The organism is Croceicoccus sp. (assembly GCF_983967925.1).
On the sequence record NZ_CFETID010000006.1, the window covers coordinates 17935 to 36184 of the forward strand.

Annotated in this window: 15 protein-coding genes and 1 riboswitch; of the genes, 8 read left to right on the forward strand and 7 right to left on the reverse strand. The window is 63.8% G+C overall.

What is annotated here, in order from left to right; all coding sequences use genetic code 11:
• Positions 1 to 252 precede the first annotated feature (252 nt).
• Both AC4FIJ_RS05125 and AC4FIJ_RS05130 read right to left on the reverse strand, forming a co-directional pair.
• The gene (locus AC4FIJ_RS05125; RefSeq protein WP_490335756.1) at positions 253 to 1833 is read right to left on the reverse strand and encodes a DUF6504 family protein; all 1581 of its coding nucleotides are present in this window, start codon (positions 1831 to 1833) and stop codon (positions 253 to 255) included.
• Positions 1745 to 2194, reverse strand: coding sequence for a hypothetical protein (locus AC4FIJ_RS05130; protein ID WP_490335645.1), 450 nt, complete (start codon positions 2192 to 2194; stop codon positions 1745 to 1747). The genes AC4FIJ_RS05125 and AC4FIJ_RS05130 overlap by 89 nt, the downstream gene beginning before the upstream one ends.
• 576 nt (positions 2195 to 2770) lie before the next feature.
• On the opposite strand from AC4FIJ_RS05130, the gene AC4FIJ_RS05135 reads away from it, so the two are divergent.
• Positions 2771 to 3253 carry a pyridoxamine 5'-phosphate oxidase family protein gene (locus AC4FIJ_RS05135; protein ID WP_490335646.1) on the forward strand — a complete coding sequence of 161 codons (483 nt, stop codon included), beginning with the start codon at positions 2771 to 2773 and terminating at the stop codon, positions 3251 to 3253.
• A 75-nt stretch (positions 3254 to 3328) separates the two neighbouring features.
• Here AC4FIJ_RS05135 and AC4FIJ_RS05140 read toward each other — a convergent pair whose 3' ends face one another.
• Positions 3329 to 4765 carry a sodium-dependent transporter gene (locus AC4FIJ_RS05140; protein WP_490335647.1) on the reverse strand — a complete coding sequence of 479 codons (1437 nt, stop codon included), beginning with the start codon at positions 4763 to 4765 and terminating at the stop codon, positions 3329 to 3331.
• Between the two features lie 140 nt (positions 4766 to 4905).
• On the opposite strand from AC4FIJ_RS05140, the gene panB reads away from it, so the two are divergent.
• The 3 genes from panB (at position 4906) to thpR (ending at position 7165) form a co-directional block, all read left to right on the forward strand.
• Positions 4906 to 5775, forward strand: a complete 870-nt coding sequence (gene panB / locus AC4FIJ_RS05145) for a 3-methyl-2-oxobutanoate hydroxymethyltransferase (RefSeq protein ID WP_490335648.1) — start codon at positions 4906 to 4908, stop codon at positions 5773 to 5775.
• A gap of 125 nt (positions 5776 to 5900) precedes the next feature.
• Complete coding sequence (locus AC4FIJ_RS05150) at positions 5901 to 6578, forward strand: hypothetical protein (RefSeq protein WP_490335649.1); 678 nt, start codon at positions 5901 to 5903, stop codon at positions 6576 to 6578.
• Positions 6579 to 6628: 50 nt separating this feature from the next.
• Positions 6629 to 7165, forward strand: a complete 537-nt coding sequence (thpR, locus tag AC4FIJ_RS05155) for an RNA 2',3'-cyclic phosphodiesterase (RefSeq protein ID WP_490335650.1) — start codon at positions 6629 to 6631, stop codon at positions 7163 to 7165.
• On the opposite strand, the gene AC4FIJ_RS05160 is transcribed toward thpR, so the two are convergent.
• Genes AC4FIJ_RS05160 through AC4FIJ_RS05175 form a run of 4 tightly spaced genes read right to left on the reverse strand, consistent with a single transcriptional unit; the run spans position 7162 to position 11481 of the window.
• A complete protein-coding gene (locus AC4FIJ_RS05160) occupies positions 7162 to 7911 on the reverse strand; it encodes an ABC transporter ATP-binding protein (RefSeq protein ID WP_490335651.1) in 750 nt (249 codons plus the stop codon). The genes thpR and AC4FIJ_RS05160 overlap by 4 nt on opposite strands.
• Before the next feature lie 14 nt (positions 7912 to 7925).
• The gene (locus tag AC4FIJ_RS05165) at positions 7926 to 8885 is read right to left on the reverse strand and encodes a FecCD family ABC transporter permease (RefSeq protein ID WP_490335652.1); all 960 of its coding nucleotides are present in this window, start codon (positions 8883 to 8885) and stop codon (positions 7926 to 7928) included.
• Entirely contained in the window at positions 8882 to 9715 is an 834-nt protein-coding gene (locus AC4FIJ_RS05170) for an ABC transporter substrate-binding protein (RefSeq protein WP_490335653.1), read from the reverse strand. The genes AC4FIJ_RS05165 and AC4FIJ_RS05170 overlap by 4 nt, the downstream gene beginning before the upstream one ends.
• The gene (locus AC4FIJ_RS05175; RefSeq protein WP_490335654.1) at positions 9715 to 11481 is read right to left on the reverse strand and encodes a TonB-dependent receptor plug domain-containing protein; all 1767 of its coding nucleotides are present in this window, start codon (positions 11479 to 11481) and stop codon (positions 9715 to 9717) included. The genes AC4FIJ_RS05170 and AC4FIJ_RS05175 overlap by 1 nt, the downstream gene beginning before the upstream one ends.
• Before the next feature lie 169 nt (positions 11482 to 11650).
• A riboswitch (cobalamin riboswitch) is annotated at positions 11651 to 11892 on the reverse strand.
• A 222-nt stretch (positions 11893 to 12114) separates the two neighbouring features.
• Here AC4FIJ_RS05175 and mdh point away from each other — a divergent pair.
• The 4 genes from mdh (at position 12115) to odhB (ending at position 18236) form a co-directional block, all read left to right on the forward strand.
• The gene (mdh, locus tag AC4FIJ_RS05180; RefSeq protein ID WP_490335655.1) at positions 12115 to 13077 is read left to right on the forward strand and encodes a malate dehydrogenase; all 963 of its coding nucleotides are present in this window, start codon (positions 12115 to 12117) and stop codon (positions 13075 to 13077) included.
• 56 nt (positions 13078 to 13133) lie between these two features.
• The gene (sucD, locus tag AC4FIJ_RS05185) at positions 13134 to 14024 is read left to right on the forward strand and encodes a succinate--CoA ligase subunit alpha (protein WP_490335656.1); all 891 of its coding nucleotides are present in this window, start codon (positions 13134 to 13136) and stop codon (positions 14022 to 14024) included.
• 96 nt (positions 14025 to 14120) lie between these two features.
• Positions 14121 to 16955 (forward strand): 2-oxoglutarate dehydrogenase E1 component, encoded by a 2835-nt coding sequence (locus AC4FIJ_RS05190; protein ID WP_490335657.1) that lies wholly within the window; start codon positions 14121 to 14123, stop codon positions 16953 to 16955.
• A gap of 39 nt (positions 16956 to 16994) precedes the next feature.
• Positions 16995 to 18236 carry a 2-oxoglutarate dehydrogenase complex dihydrolipoyllysine-residue succinyltransferase gene (gene odhB, locus AC4FIJ_RS05195; protein WP_490335658.1) on the forward strand — a complete coding sequence of 414 codons (1242 nt, stop codon included), beginning with the start codon at positions 16995 to 16997 and terminating at the stop codon, positions 18234 to 18236.
• The last annotated feature ends 14 nt before the right edge of the window (positions 18237 to 18250 follow it).

Below are 18250 nucleotides of genomic sequence, written 5' to 3' on the forward strand. Positions count from 1 at the left end.
GAGTTGTCTTTGTCATATGAATTACAAGCTGTGTTAACTATTTGCTGGATTTTTTGAGGATAAGATCAGATAAAGGGGAAACGGCTCATCGGCATGCATGCCTTGATGAAGCGGTAAATCAGGGATCGCGGATGTCGAATAGCACGGAAGGCCTCCGTGTGGGGGCGGCGGAGTTTTGGCTTCGCCGCCCTTTGGCTTGATGCACTGCAATTGCGTGGTTGGTCCTGAATAATCCGGTCGGGTTCGGGAACTTCAGCCGAATATTCCCTGCAGAAACCATTCGGGCGCGCCGCCCCGGCCGTCGCCTGCAAGACCGAGGCGATAGATCCAGAAACGCCGCCCCTCGCCATCCTCGATCCGGTAGTAATCGCGCAGCCTTGCCGCCCCCTTTTCGCGCCACCATTCGGGCGCGATGCGTTCGGGACCCTCGGCGCGGGCCACATCGTGCAGCCCGCCGCGCCAGCGAAAACGCTGAGGCAGTCCGTCGGGGGTGGCATAGAGAACGGAAATCAATTCCGCCTTGTCCAGCAGCTTGAGCGGGCGGGCATGGAAGGCAAAACTCTCCTGCGCGGCCGGCAGGCTGTCGAGCGGCGCCTGCCAGCGCTGCGCGCGTTCGGGCACATGGCTGGCATGCGGCACCGGACGGCGCACGGCCTGCGGGCCCAGCCGCGCGGCCAGACGGTCGACACAGGCTGCAAGGCTGGTGCCATGCTGCTGCGCGGACGCCTCGAGATCCCCCTGCGCCAAGTCCAGCGGCTCTGCCCAGCGAACCACCAGCCGCGCCATCTCTATCCCAAGCCCCGCATCGATCGTCGCGATGCGTTCGGCGAACAGGCGGCAGATATGGGCCCCGTCGCGCGTGGCGGCGGCCAGTTCGAGCGTGCGGACCGCGACTTCGCCGTCGACCCGCCAGCATGCGAATTCAAGCCTGCGCGCGCCTTCCCCCCTGCCTTCCAGTTCGCGCATCATGGCGGCGGCCAGATCGGCCAGCACCGTTTCCAGCAAGGGCAGATGGCGGATCGGTTCCATCAGGCGCAGCTGCACCATCGCCGGCGATTTGCCGATCACCGGAAGCATGGGTTCGGGGACGAGCCCGATCATCTGGTCGCGCCGCATCAGCGGATTGGCCATGGCCGAACGGCGGTTGCGAAAGCGGCGCGACAGGGCGTCGCGGCCGATGTCGTCGAGATCGCCCAGACGCTTCAGCCCCAGACGGCGCAGCACCGTCAGCACATCGTCGTCCAGCCGCAGCGCGGCCACCGGCAATTGCGCAAGACAGGCCGCGATATCGCCATCTTGTGGCAGGATCGCGCCACCCTTGTGCCCCGATGATGCCGCGAAATGCGCCAGCGCCCATGCGGCCCCGGCGGTGGGCGCGATCGCCAGCCGTACCGTCAGGCCGCGCCGTTCGAACACGCGCGACGCATCGGCCAGCAGGCGCGGCTCTCCGCCGAACAGATGCGCCGCGCCGGTGATGTCGACGATCACGCCGTCGGGCGGATCAAGCGCGCTCCATGGTCCCCAGCGCTGCGCCCAGACGGCCAGCCTTTCCAGAAAGGCGAGATCGCCCGCGGGATCGGCAGGCCGGACGTCCAGCGCGGGACACAGGGCGCGCGCATCGGCCAGCATGGTGCCGGTCCGCACGCCCGCAATTTCCGCTGCGCGATTGGTGGCGGTGATGCGGGGGCCATGCGCCGTTTCGCAGATCAGCGCGACGGGGGTGTCCGCCGCCGCGTCCGCCCCTTCAGCCTGCCGCCAGCGATCGATCGCCAGCCGCGCGCACCAGATCGCCAGCACGCGCCGGTTGGGCGTGCGGTCGCTGGTGTGCGGCATCGTGATCGATCGGGCGGGCGGAGAGGATCGATTCCCCATGGCCCCCTCCATCACAGGTGGCGAGTTCCGGCCTGATCCACCATGCACCGGGACGCAGGCCGCGTGCGCGGAACAATTCCCCGCGCCAGCCCGGCAGGCCGGGCGCCTGCGGATTCCAGCGCGGCGCATGCGACATGGCAGAGCGCACGTCCCACCGCATGCGCGCCGCCCCCAGATCGCGCCTTGCATCGAGGCGCACCAGCCATAGCGGCACCTGGTGGCGTTCCGCCGCCAGCACCAGCCGGCGCGAGGCGGTGAAATCCAGCGCCCGGGGATTGCCCGCGATCTCTCCCACCACGAAGGCAAGGTCGCGGCAGCGCACGCCTTCCTCCAGAGCGAACAGCGCATCCTCTGCGGTCCTGGCGGTGACATGGATCAGCCGGTGCGCAAGATCGCGCGGCAGGCCGGGAAGGAAAGGACGACCGCCCGTGAGGATGGCCGCCGCGTCCTGAACCCACAGGAAGGCCCGCTCGTCATCGGTTTCGGTCAGGGCCTGCTGATCCCCCGGCCTTGGCGCGGATCGCGCCAGTTCCAGCGCCAGCGCCGCCCCTGCCCCTTCGTCGCCCCGCGCAAAGATCTCTCCCGCCCCGCGAAAGGCGATGTCCGGGCTCCACCCCCGCGTCGAAGCGCCGTCCTTTCCATCCAGCCAGCGCGAACCCGCCAGTTCGGCAGCCGGAAACAGCCCTTCGGGAAGGGCGGCATCGGCATGATCGGAACCCGGAACAGCGATGACAAAACTCCTGCTTGCAGTCGGATAAGAGGGCGAATCGGGAATCGGAAACGCCCTGTGTTCTTATTATGTTCCATACGCCTCGTCCATGCACCATGGGGAAAAACGGAACGGCTGCGGGTTCTGCCCGTTGCGATAACAAGGACACGAAAACCGAAGGACACACATATGAAATACGAACAGGGCAATCCCGACGAGATGAAGCACAAGTTCTGGAAAGAGCTGGCCTCTTCACCCTTCGTGATGTTGCAGCTCGACAGCAATCCGGACAGCACGGCACCGATGACGGCGCAGCTGGACAAAGACGCCAATCACGCGATCTGGTTCTTCACCTATCGCGACAATCATTTTGCCAAGATGGGCCCGGCCAATGCCAGCTTTGCGTCGGACGGCCATAAGCTGTTCGCGCGCTTCCACGGCAATCTTGTCGAGGAAACGAGCAAGGAACGGCTGGAAAAGCAGTGGGACAATACGGTCGAGGCTTGGTTTCCGGAAGGCAAGACCGATCCCCGCCTGCTGATGATGCGGATGGATCTGGGCGATGCGACCATCTGGGATGCCGACCTTGGCCTGACCACCACCGCCAAGATGCTGCTGGGCATGGATGTCACCCACGATGTGGGCGAGAACCACGCCGAAACCACACTGTAATGCAAAAGGGGCCGCCCTCCAGGCGGCCCCTTCGTTTATGCGATACTTCGCCTAGGCAATCAGGCGCCTATGCGATCAGGCCGATCCCAGCAGGCCGGGGAACAGGCCGAACAGCAGGATCAGAAACACCGCCACCGGTGCCAGCCACGCCATGACGAGGCGATAAAGCGTCAACATACCCGCCGACAGGCCCGTCTCCGCCTCGACCAGCCTGCGATCCGCCTTCCAGCCGATGAACAAAGATACGCCGAGCGCGGCAAGGGGTAGCATCACCTTGCCCGTCAGCCCGTCGATCGAATCCAGTATGTCGTTGTTCGCGAAGATGTCCCAGAACCACAGCGGCCTGACGTCGGACAGCACATTATAGCCCATCGCGCAGAACAGGCCGATCACATAGGCCCCGCCGCCGACCAGCAGCGCGGCGACCAGACGCTTTTGCCGAAAGCGGTCGATCACCCAGGCCACCGGCCCTTCGAGCAGCGAGATCGAACTGGTGAGCGCGGCGAAGAAGATCAGCACGAAGAACGCAAGGCCGATCAGCGAACCCGCCGGCATCTGCGAGAAGGCGACGGGCAGCGACTGGAACACCAGCACCGGCCCCGCCGCGGGATCGAGTCCCACCGCGAACACGATGGGAAAGATCATCAGGCCCGACAGCAGGGCCACGCCCGTATCGGCCGCCGCGATCATGCCCGCGGTCGGCGCCAGCTTCACATCGTCGCCGACATAGGCGCCATAGGTGATCAGCGCCGCGGAGCCGAGCGAGAGTGAGAACAGTGCCTGTCCCAGCGCCTCGTTCACCGCCGTAGGCGTCAGTTCGGAAAAATCGGGCGTGAACAGGAACGCCAGCGCCTGCGCGAATTCACCGGTGAACGCGCCATAGATCGTGATCGCGACCAGCAGCACGAAAAACGCGGGCATCAGCGTGCTGGCCGCCTTTTCGATCCCGTCATGCACGCCCTTGGCGACGATCAGCACGGTGACCGCCATGAACGCCGTGTGCATCCCGATCATCATGCCGAGGTTGCCGAACAGCGAACCCATGCGGCCGGTGATGATTTCCTGCGTCTCGCCCGCGAAGGCAGTGCCGAACGGCGCGCCCGCGCCGATCGAGGAGGCGACGTCACCGATCATCACGAAGACATAATACAGCGCCCAGCCCGCCACGACCGAATAGAAGGACAGGATGAGAAAGGCGGCGATGATCTCTATGCCGCCAAAGACCCGCCACTTGGTGGACACGCCCGATTTTTCGGCGACGCGCGCGATCGATCCGGCGGCATCCTCGCGCCCCGTGCGGCCGATCATCACTTCGGACAGGACCAGCGGCAGGCCGATCAGGAACACGCAGCCGATATAGACGAGAACGAAGGCACCGCCGCCATTCTCTCCCGCCAGGGTGGGAAAGCGCCAGATATTGCCCAATCCGACCGCCGCGCCGATCGCGGCGAGCAGGAATGCCGTCCGCGAGGACCAGCCCTGTTCACCGGCCTGTCCAGTCGCACCTGCCATTCATCCCTCCGTTTCATCTGTAACCGGCCTGACTTATAGACACGAAACGCCCGCTGGAAACCCGCTGTCTGGCGTGCGTCCACATTGCGCCCCCTCTGGCGGACTTTCCAGCGCGGTGCTCGCCCGCTAGAACGCGGGTCATGTCCACGACCTTTCAGCTCGACACCGCGACCAGCCGCGCCAATCCCACCCCCGCCCCGATGAAGCGCCTGACCGTGCCCAAGGTGATGCAGCGCAAGAAGGACGGGGTGACCGAAGAACCGCTGGTGATGCTGACGGCCTATACCGCGCGGATGGCACAGTTGCTGGATCCGCATTGCGATATCCTGCTGGTAGGGGACTCGCTGGGGCAGGTGATATATGGCCTGCCCTCCACGCTTCCCGTGACGCTCGACATGATGGCGGCGCATGGCGCGGCGGTGGTGCGGGGATCGTATCACTCGCTGGTCGTGATCGACATGCCGTTCGGCAGCTATGAAGCGTCGCCGCAGCAGGCATTCGAAAGCGCCAGCCGGATCATGGCCGAAACCGGCGCGGCGGCGGTCAAGCTGGAAGGCGGTGTCGCCATGGCCGAGACGATCAGCTTCCTCTCGCAGCGCGGCATTCCCGTGATGGGGCATGTCGGCCTGACGCCTCAGGCGGTGAACGCGCTTGGCGGATATATGGCGCGGGGCCGCAGCGAGGCGGAGGAAGCGCGCATCGTCGCGGACGGCAAGGCGGCGGCGGACGCCGGCGCGTTCGCCGTGGTGATCGAAGGCGTGGTCGAGGATATCGCCATCGCGCTGACCGAGCAGCTCTCGATCCCGACCATCGGCATCGGCGGTTCGGCCCGCTGCGACGGACAGGTCCTGGTCGCCGAGGACATGCTGGGCATGTTCGAGCGCACGCCCCGCTTCGTCAAACGCTACAACGATATCGCCAGCGTCATATCGGACACGGCGGCGGAATATGCGGCCGACGTACGCTCTCGCCGGTTTCCGGGGGACGAGCAGGTGTACAAGGCGAAATAGGCGCTGCCTGCGGCCTGCCGCCAAATCTTCAAATTCGTATCAATTCGTTAGGATTGCCTGAATTCTGCCGCTAAGCTGACGGTCCGCCGGGCGCCGGGCGCTTGGCGAGGCTGTAGGAGGATACGATGAAAGGCATGATGAAGCTGGTGCTGACTGGCTGTTTTCTGGCGAGTGCACCTCTGGGCTGGCAGGCCATGGCGCAGATCATGAGCAGCGATGTCCGGTTTCCGTCCGGATCGACCGGCACGACCCTGTCGGGCAGCATCACGGGCGACCAGATCAGGGATTATGTCGTGCGCGCCAATGAAGGTCAGGTCATGTCGGTCCGGATGAGCGGATCGGAGATCGTGCATTTCAACGTCCTTCCGCCCGGTAGCGATAACGAGGCGATCTTCATCGGCAGCACCGAAGGGGACAGTTTCTCGGGCACGCTGGGCGCCTCGGGGGCCTACAAGATTCGGGTCTACCAGATGCGGTCGACGGCGCGGCGCGGTGAAAGCGGTTCGTTCAACCTGTCCATCTCGGTCACCGGAAGCGGCCATGCGGCTGGCGGTTCCCATGCAGGACACGGCGCGACCGGATCGCATGCAGGCAGCATTTCGGGCATTCAGGGGATGGACGGCGTTGCGGCGTTCGACGAACTGATGGCGCGCGGTTTCACCAATGTGGACTCGTTCTCTTCCGGGGATACGCTTTACGGCATCTATTATTATACGGCTTCGAGGCTGTGCGTGCAGACGACCTCGGCCGATGGCAGGATTCTCGATATTCGCGATATCGAAACTCATCCCAAGTGTCGCTGACCCCTTCGAAAGCTTGAACCGATCGGGAAGGATTGCGATCGCTCCCGATCATGACCCACCGCCTGTTCGTCGCCATAAAGCCCCCGCAAGACGTGCTCGATATTCTGATCGACACGATGGAGGGGATCGACAACGCCCGCTGGCAGTCGGAGGAGCAGTTGCACCTGACCTTGCGCTTTGTGGGTGAGGTCGACACGCCGCAAGCAAATGATCTTGCCGATGGCCTGAGCGCCGTTCGTTTTGAGCGGTTCGATCTGCAAATCGCGGGCGTCGGCCATTTCGAGAAGAAGGGGCGGCCCCATACGCTGTGGGCGGGCATCGGTCCCTCGCCTGCCCTGGCCATGCTTCAAAAGAAGATCGAAAGCGTTTGCCGGTCCGTCGGCCTGCCGGCGGAAACGCGCGTTTTCGCGCCGCATATCACTCTGGCGAGGCTGTCGGGGTCCGCTGGGCCGATCGCACCCTTTCTTGCGGCCCACGCATCGCTGCGATGCGCGCCATTCACGGTCGAGCGATTCATGCTTTTCGAGAGCACCTTGTCGACCAAGGGTGCGCATTACGATCCGGTTGTCGCCTATCCCCTGCGCTAGACCAGCAGCGCCTGCGAACCGCGGTCGCCAATCCAGCGTACACTCGCGTTCCAGACTCGGGCGATCAACTCCTCGTTGAGCGCTTCCCGGGGAGCCGCGTCGGCCGCGACCCTGCCCTTGTCGAGGACGATGACCCTGTCGGCGTGATTCATCGCCAGCGCCAGATCGTGCATGACGACCGCAAGCGCGCGCCCACGCGCGGCCTGCTCCTTCATGAGCCGCACCAGATCAGCGGCATGCCCGATATCGAGGCTGGCGAAAGGTTCATCGGCGAGGATGTACTGCGGTTCGCCCGCCAGGACCCGCGCCATCATCGCACGGGCTTTCTCCCCGCCCGATAGTCGCGAAACGGGCCGGTCCGCCAATGGCTCAAGCTGCATGTCGGCGATGGCCTTTTCGATTGCGGCCAGATCGGCCTCTTTTCCGGCGCGCACGGGACGGCCCGGCACGGCGCGCCATGGCAGCCTGCCAAGGCCGACAAGGGTCCGGACATCGACATCCCAGGCGGCTTCCGATTGCTGCGGGAGAAAGCCGATCACGCGGGCTCGCTCTCGCGGCTGGAATTCGGCAAGTGGCCGGCCGTTCACGTCGATCTCGCCCCCGGCTGGGCTGACCAGCCCTGCCAGCGCCATCAGCAAGGTTGATTTTCCAGCGCCGTTCGGGCCGCAGATAGCCGTCACTTCGCCCGGCCGGATGACGCAACTGGCGCCAGCGACCACAGGTGATCCGCCACGCACGACGGTCATGTTGCTGCCCCGCATCACGCCAGTTGCCGCCGCAAGCGAAGCAGGAGTGCAAGGAAGAACGGCGCGCCCAGCAGCGACAATGCAATGCCGAGACGCAGCTCGCCGGCCACGGGAGCGAGGCGGCAGAAAATATCGGCCACGAGCACGAGCAAGGCCCCAGCCAATGCACTAGGAACGAGCAGGCTGGACGGTCGCCGGTCGGTGAAAGGCCGGCCGAGATGGGGGACCATGAGCCCGACGAAGCCGACGATGCCTGCCACTGCCACGCCGGCCCCAATGGTCAGGCCGATGCCGATGACGATGGCCCATTGCAGGCGGCGCGCCTCGACTCCCAGCGAGAGGGCGGCCTCTTCGCCCAGCATCATCGCATCGAGCGAAGGGCCGCACGCCCACAGAACGATCAATCCGGCCAGGGTCAGGGGCGCCGCGATCCAGACATCGCTCCAGCTACGGTCGATGAGCGCGCCCATGAGCCAGGTCACGATTTCGGACATGGCGAAGGGATTGGGCGACAGGCTGATGGCAAGGCTGGTCAGCGTTCCGGCAAGGCTTGCGATCATCAGGCCCGCAAGCGTGAACAGAGCGATGCCGCCCGTCCGCCCCGCGATCAGGGCCAGCAGCGCCATGGCGCCCCCTGCGCCCAGCAAGGCAAAGGCGGGCAGCATGAACGGAATGGCGGCGAGGCCCAGAAACAGGGCCATCACCGCCCCGAATGCCGCGCCGGGCGCGATGCCGAACAGGCCGGGATCGGCCAGCGGATTGCGCAGATATCCCTGCATGGCCGCTCCGGCCCCGCCAAGGCCTGCACCGATGATCAGCGCAAGAACGCTGCGCGGCAGGCGCAACTCGGCGAGGATGACCGACGCATTGGGCACCGGCTCGCTCCAGGGCACGATCCATATGCGTCCCGCGAGCAGGGACAGCGGCAAGGCAAGCGCGAGGGCCGCGATCAGAATGGCGGAAAGGCGAGTCACGAAGCGCTCTCCCTCCTGATATCCTGCAAGCGGCGCAGGGCCCGTGGGATCGTCGGACCGCCGCAAAACAGAAGCGTGGGATCCAGCTTGAACCGCCTCGTAGCCGAAAGTGAGCCGAGAGCGGGATGATGCAGTTTCCGGTTTTCCTCTTCCGGACCCGAACCAGCGACAAGCATGAGCGGCGGGGGATCAGCAAGCACCTGTTCCAGCGGCAGGACGGTGCCCTGCCCCAACCCGCGACCCGCGCTCCAATTGGTGAAGCCGCTGTGACCGAGCAGGTCGCTGATGAGCGTCTGTTCCCCGGGAACGAGGCCGCCCGTCTGCCACACGAGCGCGGCCATTTCGGGCTCGCCTGAACGCGCGGCTTCGTGAACCGCCTTTTCGATCCGGCCAACAAGGCGTTCACCCGCCCGCTGTTCATGCGCCACCGATGCAAGCTGGCGGATCTGCCGGATGGAATCGTCGATGCTGGCGATGCCCCCCGTCTTGATCACCGGAATGCCCATTTCGCGCAGCGCGTTTTCGGTCGCGGGCGGCAGAAACGTACTGGCGACGACGATGTCGGGATCGAAGGCCGCCACATCCTCGGCGTTACCCGATACCGCCGGGAACCGGGACGCGAAATCCTGCGGCATCGAGGAACCCGCAGGATCGTGGCTGTAGTGGGAAATGGCCGCGAGATGGTCTGGCGCTATATCGGCGAGGATCGCGTCCGCGCACGGATTCATCGAGACGATCACAGGGTATGACCCGGATCGCGAGGCGGGGGCAGGCGTACAGGCGGCCAGCATCGCTGCCCCCACCCACACGGCTGCCACCCTGCCGATCATCAGATCCTTACCCGTGCCCCGCCATAGGCCGCGGCGCCGCCGGAATTATAGCCCGCGACGGTCTGGTAACCCGCATCGAACAGGTTCTCTACCCGGCCGAACAGTTCCAGCCGCTCTCCGATCGGAAGCGATGCGCGCAAATCGACGGTCACATAGCCGTCCAGCCGCACGGCATTGCCGCGATCGTCGAAGCTGTCGCCGACGAGCCGCACGTCCGTTCCCAGCATCAGCCCTACCGGCGAGGCCCAGTCGATCATTGCCGTCAGGGCATTGTCGGGTCGGCGATTGAGATCGTTGCCCTCAAAGCTGCCGCCGCTCGTCCGGTCCTCGGTATCGAGCAGGGAGTAGACGAGACCAAGGCGCAGGTTTTCGTCGGGACGCGCACCTAGTTCGATTTCGACACCCTGCGCGCGCGCCTTGCCGACATTATAATAGACATTTTCGGCGAGATCGAAGTCGATCAGGTTCGTGCTGTCCCGCCGGAACAGGGACAGCGCGGCGAAGAAGGGGCCGTCGCGGCTGCCCTTCTCGATTCCCACGTCATATCCCTCGCTCCGCTCTGGAGAGAGATCGACGTCCCCGTAGAACGAATAGAGCTGATAGAGCGTCGGCGTCTTGAAGCCTTCGCCATAGGACGCGCGGAGACGCAGACCCGACCCGAGAGCGAGCGCGCCATTTGCGCCGAACGTCCACTCGCCGCCAAACAGCTGGTGGTCGTCATATCGAGCACCTGCCGCAAGCGTCACAGCAGACTGCGTCCACGAGAGTTGGCCGTGCCCGCTGGTCAGCGTGGTCGAGCGGTCGCTGCCGGAGTCCTCGAATTCGTACCATTCGCGCGCGGCGCCGAAATCGACACCCAGCGATTCCGTGAAGTCGAGCCGGCCGAACAATTCGGCACGCTCCAGCCCGCCCTTGGTCTCATAGGGGAAATCGCCATAGCTCTCGCCCGTGTAGAGCCGCGTCGTGTCCGAGATGGCATAGCCGCCCCGCAGGTTCAGACTGTCGCCATTGTATTCGGCGCCGATGCGTCCCGAATATTCCTCGGTATCCTGCAGATCGTCAGTGTCGGCGAAGGCATAGAACGGAGCGGGGTAGCCGTCCTGCTCCAGCCGCCCATCGGCGTATCGACCGTTCGCAGTCAGCGACAGACTGTCGTTCAGCCAGAAACGACCGCGCCCCGCCAGTTGCCATTGCCTGAAACCGTCATCCTCATCGCCAGTGCTGGCGGCGCTGAAGCCATCGGTGTCGTAATAGCTCCCGGTCAGCCCTGCCTCCAAACGATCCGTCACGACGCCGCCCGAAAGCGTCGCATAGCCGGTGTCGAATGCGCCATATTCCGCGCTGGCCGAAAGCCCGTCGACCTGCCGCGTGGTGAGGTTCATCACCCCGCCCATCGCGTCCGATCCCCAGATGACGGAATTGGGTCCGCGAAGGAGTTCGATGCGCTCGACACTGCCTGCGAGAATATTGGCGAAATCGAACCCGCCGCCGGGCGCGGCGACGTCGTTCACCTTCACCCCGTCGATCAGCACCAGCAATTGTTCTGAAGCCGCTCCGCGAACGCGGACGCCCGTGAACGATCCCGAAGGACCGTTCCGGCTGATCGTGACGCCGGGGAGACGGCGCAGGACCCTGGCCAGATCGGCCCCCTGCACGGCCTGGATTTCAGGCAGTTCGATGATGGATACAGGCTGTCCGGTATCCTCGACCGACAATTCGAGGCCGGTCGCGGTCACCGTAATCGGCTCAGCGCGCTCGTTCAACATGACGATTTGGTCCGTATCCTGCGCGGCGGCCGGAGACGCGATGGCAAGTGCGGATGTGGCAAGGCAAAAAATTCGACGCATAAATCCTCCAACAAGAACGAATGCCGTTCCTGTCGGAAGACGCGGCGCGCGCGACTATCCGATGCCTTCGGTACACCCCGCCCGACGGCTCGAACGACCGTTACAGGCAGGTCTCCTGACTTCCGGGTCAGCGTGTCTCGCCGGCCTTCCCGATCCCTTGCAGGATCAGTGGCATGAATGGCGAACACTCACCGGTTACAGTTGCGGGGGCAGCGCCGGGATTGCCGGACCGCACGCGTTTGACGCACGGGACAGCGCACCGATCTTCCCTCTTAGGACCAGCCGCGCGAAACATTGCACGGCGGGTCAACCCATAACGATGGCGCGGCTGATAGCCACGCGATCAAGAGTTTGGCAAGCGGAACCTTCATCGACGGCGCGATCTTGCAAGCCCAATTGCTATTGCGAACTCTTATCAAAGATAATCCCGCGACACCCTTTTTTGCCGGTTGCAATCACCTATCTCGGGGCCTACGGCACTTGCCCGACAGAGCGTCCACATAGTGACGAGAGCGGACGCGCCCACGGGAAAGAAGAAGAGGAAGAGAGTCGATGGCACGCAAGAAGATCGCCCTTATCGGTTCGGGCATGATCGGCGGCACGCTCGCCCATCTGGCCGCGAAGAAGGAAATGGGCGACATCGTCCTTTTCGACATTGCCGAGGGCATGCCGCAGGGCAAGGCGCTCGACCTGTCGCAGTGCGGACCCATCGAAGGCTTTGACGCCAGGATCACCGGCACCAATGATTACGCCGACATCGCCGGCGCCGACGTGATCATCGTCACCGCAGGCGTTCCGCGCAAGCCGGGCATGAGCCGCGACGATCTTCTTGGCATCAACCTTAAGGTCATGAAGTCGGTCGGCGAAGGCATCAAGGCCAACGCTCCCGACGCTTTCGTGATCTGCATCACCAACCCTCTTGACGCGATGGTGTGGGCGCTGCGCGAATTCTCGGGCCTGCCGCACAACAAGGTCGTCGGCATGGCCGGCGTGCTGGATTCGGCCCGCTTCGCCACCTTCCTGGCATGGGAGTTCGAGGTGTCGGTCAAGGACGTGAACGCCTTCGTGCTGGGCGGCCACGGCGACACCATGGTCCCGGTGCTGTCCTATTCCACCATCAGCGGCATCCCCGTGGGCGACATGGCCAAGATCAAGGGCGTCGACGCTAGCCGTCTGGACGAGATCGTGCAGCGCACCCGCTCGGGCGGCGGCGAGATCGTCGGCCTGCTCAAGACCGGTTCGGCCTATTACGCACCTGCCACCAGCGCCATCGCCATGGCCGAGGCCTATCTGGGCGATCAGAAGCGCATCCTGCCTTGCGCCGCGCATCTGACTGGCGAATATGGCGTTGACGGTCTGTATGTCGGCGTGCCCGCCGTGATCGGTGCCGATGGCATCGAAAAGGTGGTCGAGATCGAGTTGAGCGACGAGGAGAAGGGCAACCTTCAGGTCTCGGTCGACGCGGTCAAGGAACTGCTGGAAGCCTGCAAGGGCATCGACGGCGACCTCGCCTGAAACTCATTCCGGGCGACCTGCATGTCGCCCGCCCCTCCCGACAAGGAGAGCGTTTAATGTCCATTCTCGTCGACAAGAATACCAAGGTCATCACCCAGGGCATGACCGGATCGACCGGCACGTTCCACACCGAACAGGCGCTGGCCTATGGCACGCAGATGGTCGCGGGCGTAACCCCCGGCAAGGGCGGCACCACCCACATCGGCCTGCCGAACTATAACACGGTTGCCGAAGCCAAGGCCGCGACCGGCGCGACCGCTTCGTGCATCTATGTGCCGCCGCCGTTCGCAGCAGACTCCATTCTCGAGGCGATCGATGCCGAGATGGAACTGATCGTCGCCATCACCGAAGGAATTCCCGTCCTCGACATGGTGCGCGTTAAGCGCGCGCTGCAGGGTTCGAAGTCGCGCCTGATCGGCCCGAACTGCCCCGGTGTCCTGACCCCCGGCGAATGCAAGATCGGCATCATGCCCGGCTCCATCTTCAAGAAGGGTTCGGTCGGTGTCGTATCGCGTTCCGGCACGCTGACCTATGAGGCGGTGTTCCAGACCACCAATATCGGCCTTGGCCAGACCACCGCGGTCGGCATCGGCGGCGACCCGGTCAACGGCACCAATTTCATCGACGTGCTCGAACTCTTCCTTGCGGACGACGAGACCAAGTCGATCATCATGATCGGCGAAATCGGCGGCAGCGCCGAGGAAGAAGCGGCGCAGTTCCTGAAGGACGAAGCCAAGCGTGGCCGCAAGAAGCCGATGGTCGGCTTCATCGCGGGCCGCACGGCGCCTCCGGGCCGCCGCATGGGCCATGCGGGCGCCATCGTCTCGGGTGGCCAGGGCGGCGCCGAGGACAAGATCGCGGCGATGGAAGAGGCAGGCGTCCGCGTCTCGCCCTCGCCCTCGCTGCTGGGCGAAACGCTGGACGGGCTCCTCAAGGAACTCGCCTGATCCTGATCCCGCGAACCGCCTTTCTTGGGGAGGGAAAGGTGGTTCGCGGATCTGAATACAAAGCCCGTTTGATCGGGCAGACACCGGAAGATACCCATGGGTAAAGAGCATCAGAGTTTCCTCCCCGAAATGGAGCCTGGCGAGGCCCAGCCGGGTCCATCGTGGCAGCGCAAAAGCTGGCCGCTGACCGGTGAGGACGGCTTCGACGACCTGACGCTGGCGCTCGATCCGACGCGGATGAAGACCGCGCTGAAGGAAGCGGCCAAGAAGAAGGGCGCGCCGGTCGACGAAAAGGCGATCGAGGCCGCGGCTGACGATTCCGTTCGCGCCATGATGCTGATCCGCACCTATCGCGTGCGGGGCCACATGGCGGCAGACCTGGACCCGCTGGGATTGTCCAATCGCGAATTGCCCAAGGATTTGACGCCCGAATATCACGGCTTCAAGCCCGGCGACCTTGACCGCAAGATCTATATCGGTGGCAATCTGGGCCTTGAATGGACGACCGTGCGCGAGCTGGTCGAGATCCTGCGCGCAAATTACTGCGGCAAGGTCGGCCTCGAATACATGCACATCGCCGATGTCGAGGAGCGGCGCTTTCTTCAGGAGAAGATGGAGGGCGCCGACAAGTCGATCGACTTCACCATCATGGGCAAGAAGGCGATCCTGGGCGCGGTGATCCGCGGCGAGCAGTACGAGAAGTTCCTCGCCAAGAAATATGTCGGCACCAAGCGTTTCGGCCTCGACGGCGGCGAGGCGATGATCCCGGCGCTGGAATCGGTTATCAAATACGGCGGCGCCATGGGCGTGCGCGAAATCGTCTATGGCATGGCGCATCGCGGCCGCCTGAACGTGCTCGCGAACGTGATGGGCAAGCCCTACAAGGTGATCTTCCACGAATTCTCGGGCGGCTCGGCAAACCCGGAAGACGTGGGTGGTTCGGGCGATGTGAAGTACCACCTCGGCACCAGCACCGATCGTGAGTTCGACGGGGTGAAGGTTCACATGAGCCTTGTCCCCAACCCCTCGCACCTGGAGGCAGTGGATCCGGTCGTGCTTGGCAAGGTCCGCGCGCAGCAGCAGTTCCGTGACGACATCGGCGAAGGCAAGCACCAGCAGGTCCTGCCTGTGCTGATCCATGGCGACGCGGCCTTCGCAGGCCAGGGGATCGTCTGGGAGTGCCTCGGCTTCAGCGGCATTCGCGGTTACAACACGGGTGGCTGCATCCATTTCGTGATCAATAACCAGATCGGCTTTACCACCAGCCCGCAGTTCGCGCGCTCCTCGCCCTACCCTTCGGATGTGGCAAAGGGTGTCCAGGCGCCGATCCTGCATGTGAACGGTGACGATCCCGAGGCCGTGACCTTCTGTTGCAAGCTGGCGATCGAATATCGCCAGCGGTTCGGGCGCGACATCGTTATCGACATGTGGTGCTATCGCCGCTTTGGTCACAACGAAGGCGACGAGCCCAGCTTCACGCAGCCCCTTATGTACAAGCAGATCCGCAAGCACCCCGGTGTAAGCGCGCTATATGCAACGCGCCTTGAAGAGGAAGGCGTGATCGAGCCGGGCTATCTGAAGGGCCAGGAAGACGCGTTCCACCACGAACTCGAGCAGGAGTTCGAAGCGGGCAAGAACTACAAGGCCAATGAAGCGGACTGGTTCGGCGGACGCTGGACCGGGCTGAACAAGCCGGCAGATCCCGAAACCGCGCGTCGCAACCTTAAAACGGGTATCGAACCCAAGCTGTTCGACAGCCTTGGACGCACGCTCACCACCGTTCCTGATGACGTGAACATTCACAAGACCTTGAACCGCGTTCTGGACGCGAAGCGGCAGATGTTCGAGGAAGGCGAGGGTTTCGACTGGGCCACGGCAGAGGCGCTGGGCTTCGGCGCGCTGTTGGCGGAGGGTTTTGCCGTTCGTCTGTCCGGACAGGATTCGGGCCGCGGAACCTTTTCTCAGCGCCATGCCGTCTGGGTCGACCAGGAAACCGAGCAGAAATACATCCCACTCTGCCATGTCCCGCATGGACATTTCGAAGTCTATGACAGCCCGCTTTCCGAATACGGCGTGTTGGGTTTCGAATATGGCTATGCGCTGGCCGATCCTAAGTCGCTCGTGCTGTGGGAGGCGCAGTTCGGCGACTTCGCCAATGGCGCGCAGATCATGATCGACCAGTTCATCGCAGCGGGCGAGGCAAAATGGCTGCGCGCGAATGGTCTCGTGATGCTACTGCCGCATGGCTACGAAGGCCAGGGACCCGAGCATTCTTCGGCCCGTCTGGAGCGTTTCCTGCAATTGTGTGCGGGCGACAATATCCAGGTCTGCAACATCACGACGCCAGCGAACTATTTCCACGTGCTGCGCCGCCAGATGCTGCGCAGCTTTCGCAAGCCGCTTGTGATCATGACGCCGAAGTCTCTTTTGCGTCATCCGATGGCGAAATCGCCGAAGGAAGATTTCCTCGGGGACTCGCATTTCCGCCGGATCATGTCGGACACCGCCGACATTCCGGACGACAAGATCGAGCGGCTTGTGCTGTGTTCGGGCAAGGTCGCCTATGACCTTATCGAAGCCCGCGACAAGGCCGGCCTCGACAACACCAGCATCGTGCGGATCGAACAGATCTATCCGTTCCCCGGAGAGCCGCTGGCCCTGCGGATGAGCCGGATGAAGAACCTCAAAAAGGTCGTCTGGTGTCAGGAAGAGCCGCGCAACAACGGGGCATGGTTCTTTGTCGAGAGCCAGATCGAGCAGGCGCTTGCAGAAGCCGAAGCATCTGTGTCCAGGCCTCGCTATGCCGGGCGCGAACCCGCTGCCTCGCCCGCGACCGGACTTGCTTCGCGTCACATCGCGCAGCAGCAGGCCCTTGTCGCGGACGCGCTTGGCCTGTCGGTCGAAGACATGATCGCCGCGGACAAGAAGTGATCCGCAGCCCAGAGAATACCGTAAAAGGACGGCATTGAAATGAGCACCGAAGTCAAGGTCCCCGTACTGGGTGAATCGATCACCGAAGCGACAGTCGGCGAATGGCTGAAGCAGCCCGGCGAGGCCGTCGCGGCTGATGAACCGATCTGCAGCCTGGAAACCGACAAGGTCGCCGTCGACGTCAACGCTCCATCGGCGGGCGTGATGGGCGAACACCTTGTGGCCGAGGGCGATAATGTCGAGGTCGGTGCGCTTATTGCCACGATCGAAGAAGGATCTGGCGCCGCAGCGGCACCGAAATCGTCGCCAAAGACCGAAGACGCTCCTTCGCCTTCGCCCGCCCCAGCGCCCGAGCCTTCGGCCGCAAGCGGTTCAGGCGAGGAAAACAGCGACGCGGTCGTGCTCTCTCCCGCAGTGCGGCGTGCCGTTCTCGAGCATGGGATCGATCCGGCAACCATCAAGGGCACCGGCAAGGATGGCCGTCTGACGAAGGAAGACGTGCTGGCTGCCGCCAAGGCCAAGAAGGAAGCACCTGCGCCCTCGACCAGTGCGCCTGCGCCGTCCGCGGCACCGTCGGCGGGTCGTAATGTCGAACGGGTGAAGATGACCCGGCTTCGCCAGACGATCGCGAAACGCCTGAAGAGTGCGCAGGATACGGCGGCTCTTCTGACGACGTTCAACGATGTCGACATGACCGCGGTCATGGAAACACGGTCGAAGTACAAGGACCTGTTCGCCAAGAAGCATGACGTGCGGCTCGGCTTCATGGGTTTCTTTACCAAGGCGGCCTGCCTCGCGCTGAAGGACGTTCCCAGCGTCAACGCCCAGATCGAGGGCGACGAGATTCTTTACCACGATTTCGTCGATGTATCGGTCGCGGTGTCGGCCCCCAACGGCCTGGTCGTTCCGGTTCTTCGCGATGCCGACAAGAAGAGCTTTGCCCAGATCGAGAAGGACATCGCCGACTTTGGCGCGCGCGCCAAGGATGGCTCGCTGACGATGGAAGACATGAAGGGCGGTACCTTCACCATTTCCAATGGCGGCGTTTTCGGCTCGCTGATGTCGACTCCGATCATCAACCCGCCGCAGAGCGCGGTGCTCGGCTTGCACCGGATCGAGGATCGACCGGTCGCGATCAATGGCAAGGTCGAAATTCGCCCGATGATGTATATCGCCCTGTCATACGACCATCGTATCATCGATGGCCGCGAGGCAGTGACTGCTCTCAAAATCATCAAGGAAGCGATCGAGGATCCGACGCGCCTTCTGATCGACCTTTGATAGCCAGACGACAA

Excerpts from the sequence above, each read along its gene's own strand:
- mdh (WP_490335655.1), top strand. The coding sequence starts at position 12,115 with ATGGCACGCAAGAAGATCGCCCTTATCGGTTCGGGCATGATCGGCGGC.
- AC4FIJ_RS05140 (WP_490335647.1), bottom strand. The coding sequence starts at position 4,765 with ATGGCAGGTGCGACTGGACAGGCCGGTGAACAGGGCTGGTCCTCGCGG.
- AC4FIJ_RS05150 (WP_490335649.1), top strand. The coding sequence starts at position 5,901 with ATGAAAGGCATGATGAAGCTGGTGCTGACTGGCTGTTTTCTGGCGAGT.
- sucD (WP_490335656.1), top strand. The coding sequence starts at position 13,134 with ATGTCCATTCTCGTCGACAAGAATACCAAGGTCATCACCCAGGGCATG.
- AC4FIJ_RS05125 (WP_490335756.1), bottom strand. The coding sequence starts at position 1,833 with ATGCCGCACACCAGCGACCGCACGCCCAACCGGCGCGTGCTGGCGATC.
- AC4FIJ_RS05160 (WP_490335651.1), bottom strand. The coding sequence starts at position 7,911 with ATGACCGTCGTGCGTGGCGGATCACCTGTGGTCGCTGGCGCCAGTTGC.
- AC4FIJ_RS05190 (WP_490335657.1), top strand. The coding sequence starts at position 14,121 with ATGGGTAAAGAGCATCAGAGTTTCCTCCCCGAAATGGAGCCTGGCGAG.
- AC4FIJ_RS05135 (WP_490335646.1), top strand. The coding sequence starts at position 2,771 with ATGAAATACGAACAGGGCAATCCCGACGAGATGAAGCACAAGTTCTGG.
- panB (WP_490335648.1), top strand. The coding sequence starts at position 4,906 with ATGTCCACGACCTTTCAGCTCGACACCGCGACCAGCCGCGCCAATCCC.
- thpR (WP_490335650.1), top strand. The coding sequence starts at position 6,629 with ATGACCCACCGCCTGTTCGTCGCCATAAAGCCCCCGCAAGACGTGCTC.
- odhB (WP_490335658.1), top strand. The coding sequence starts at position 16,995 with ATGAGCACCGAAGTCAAGGTCCCCGTACTGGGTGAATCGATCACCGAA.
- AC4FIJ_RS05175 (WP_490335654.1), bottom strand. The coding sequence starts at position 11,481 with ATGTTGAACGAGCGCGCTGAGCCGATTACGGTGACCGCGACCGGCCTC.
- AC4FIJ_RS05170 (WP_490335653.1), bottom strand. The coding sequence starts at position 9,715 with ATGATCGGCAGGGTGGCAGCCGTGTGGGTGGGGGCAGCGATGCTGGCC.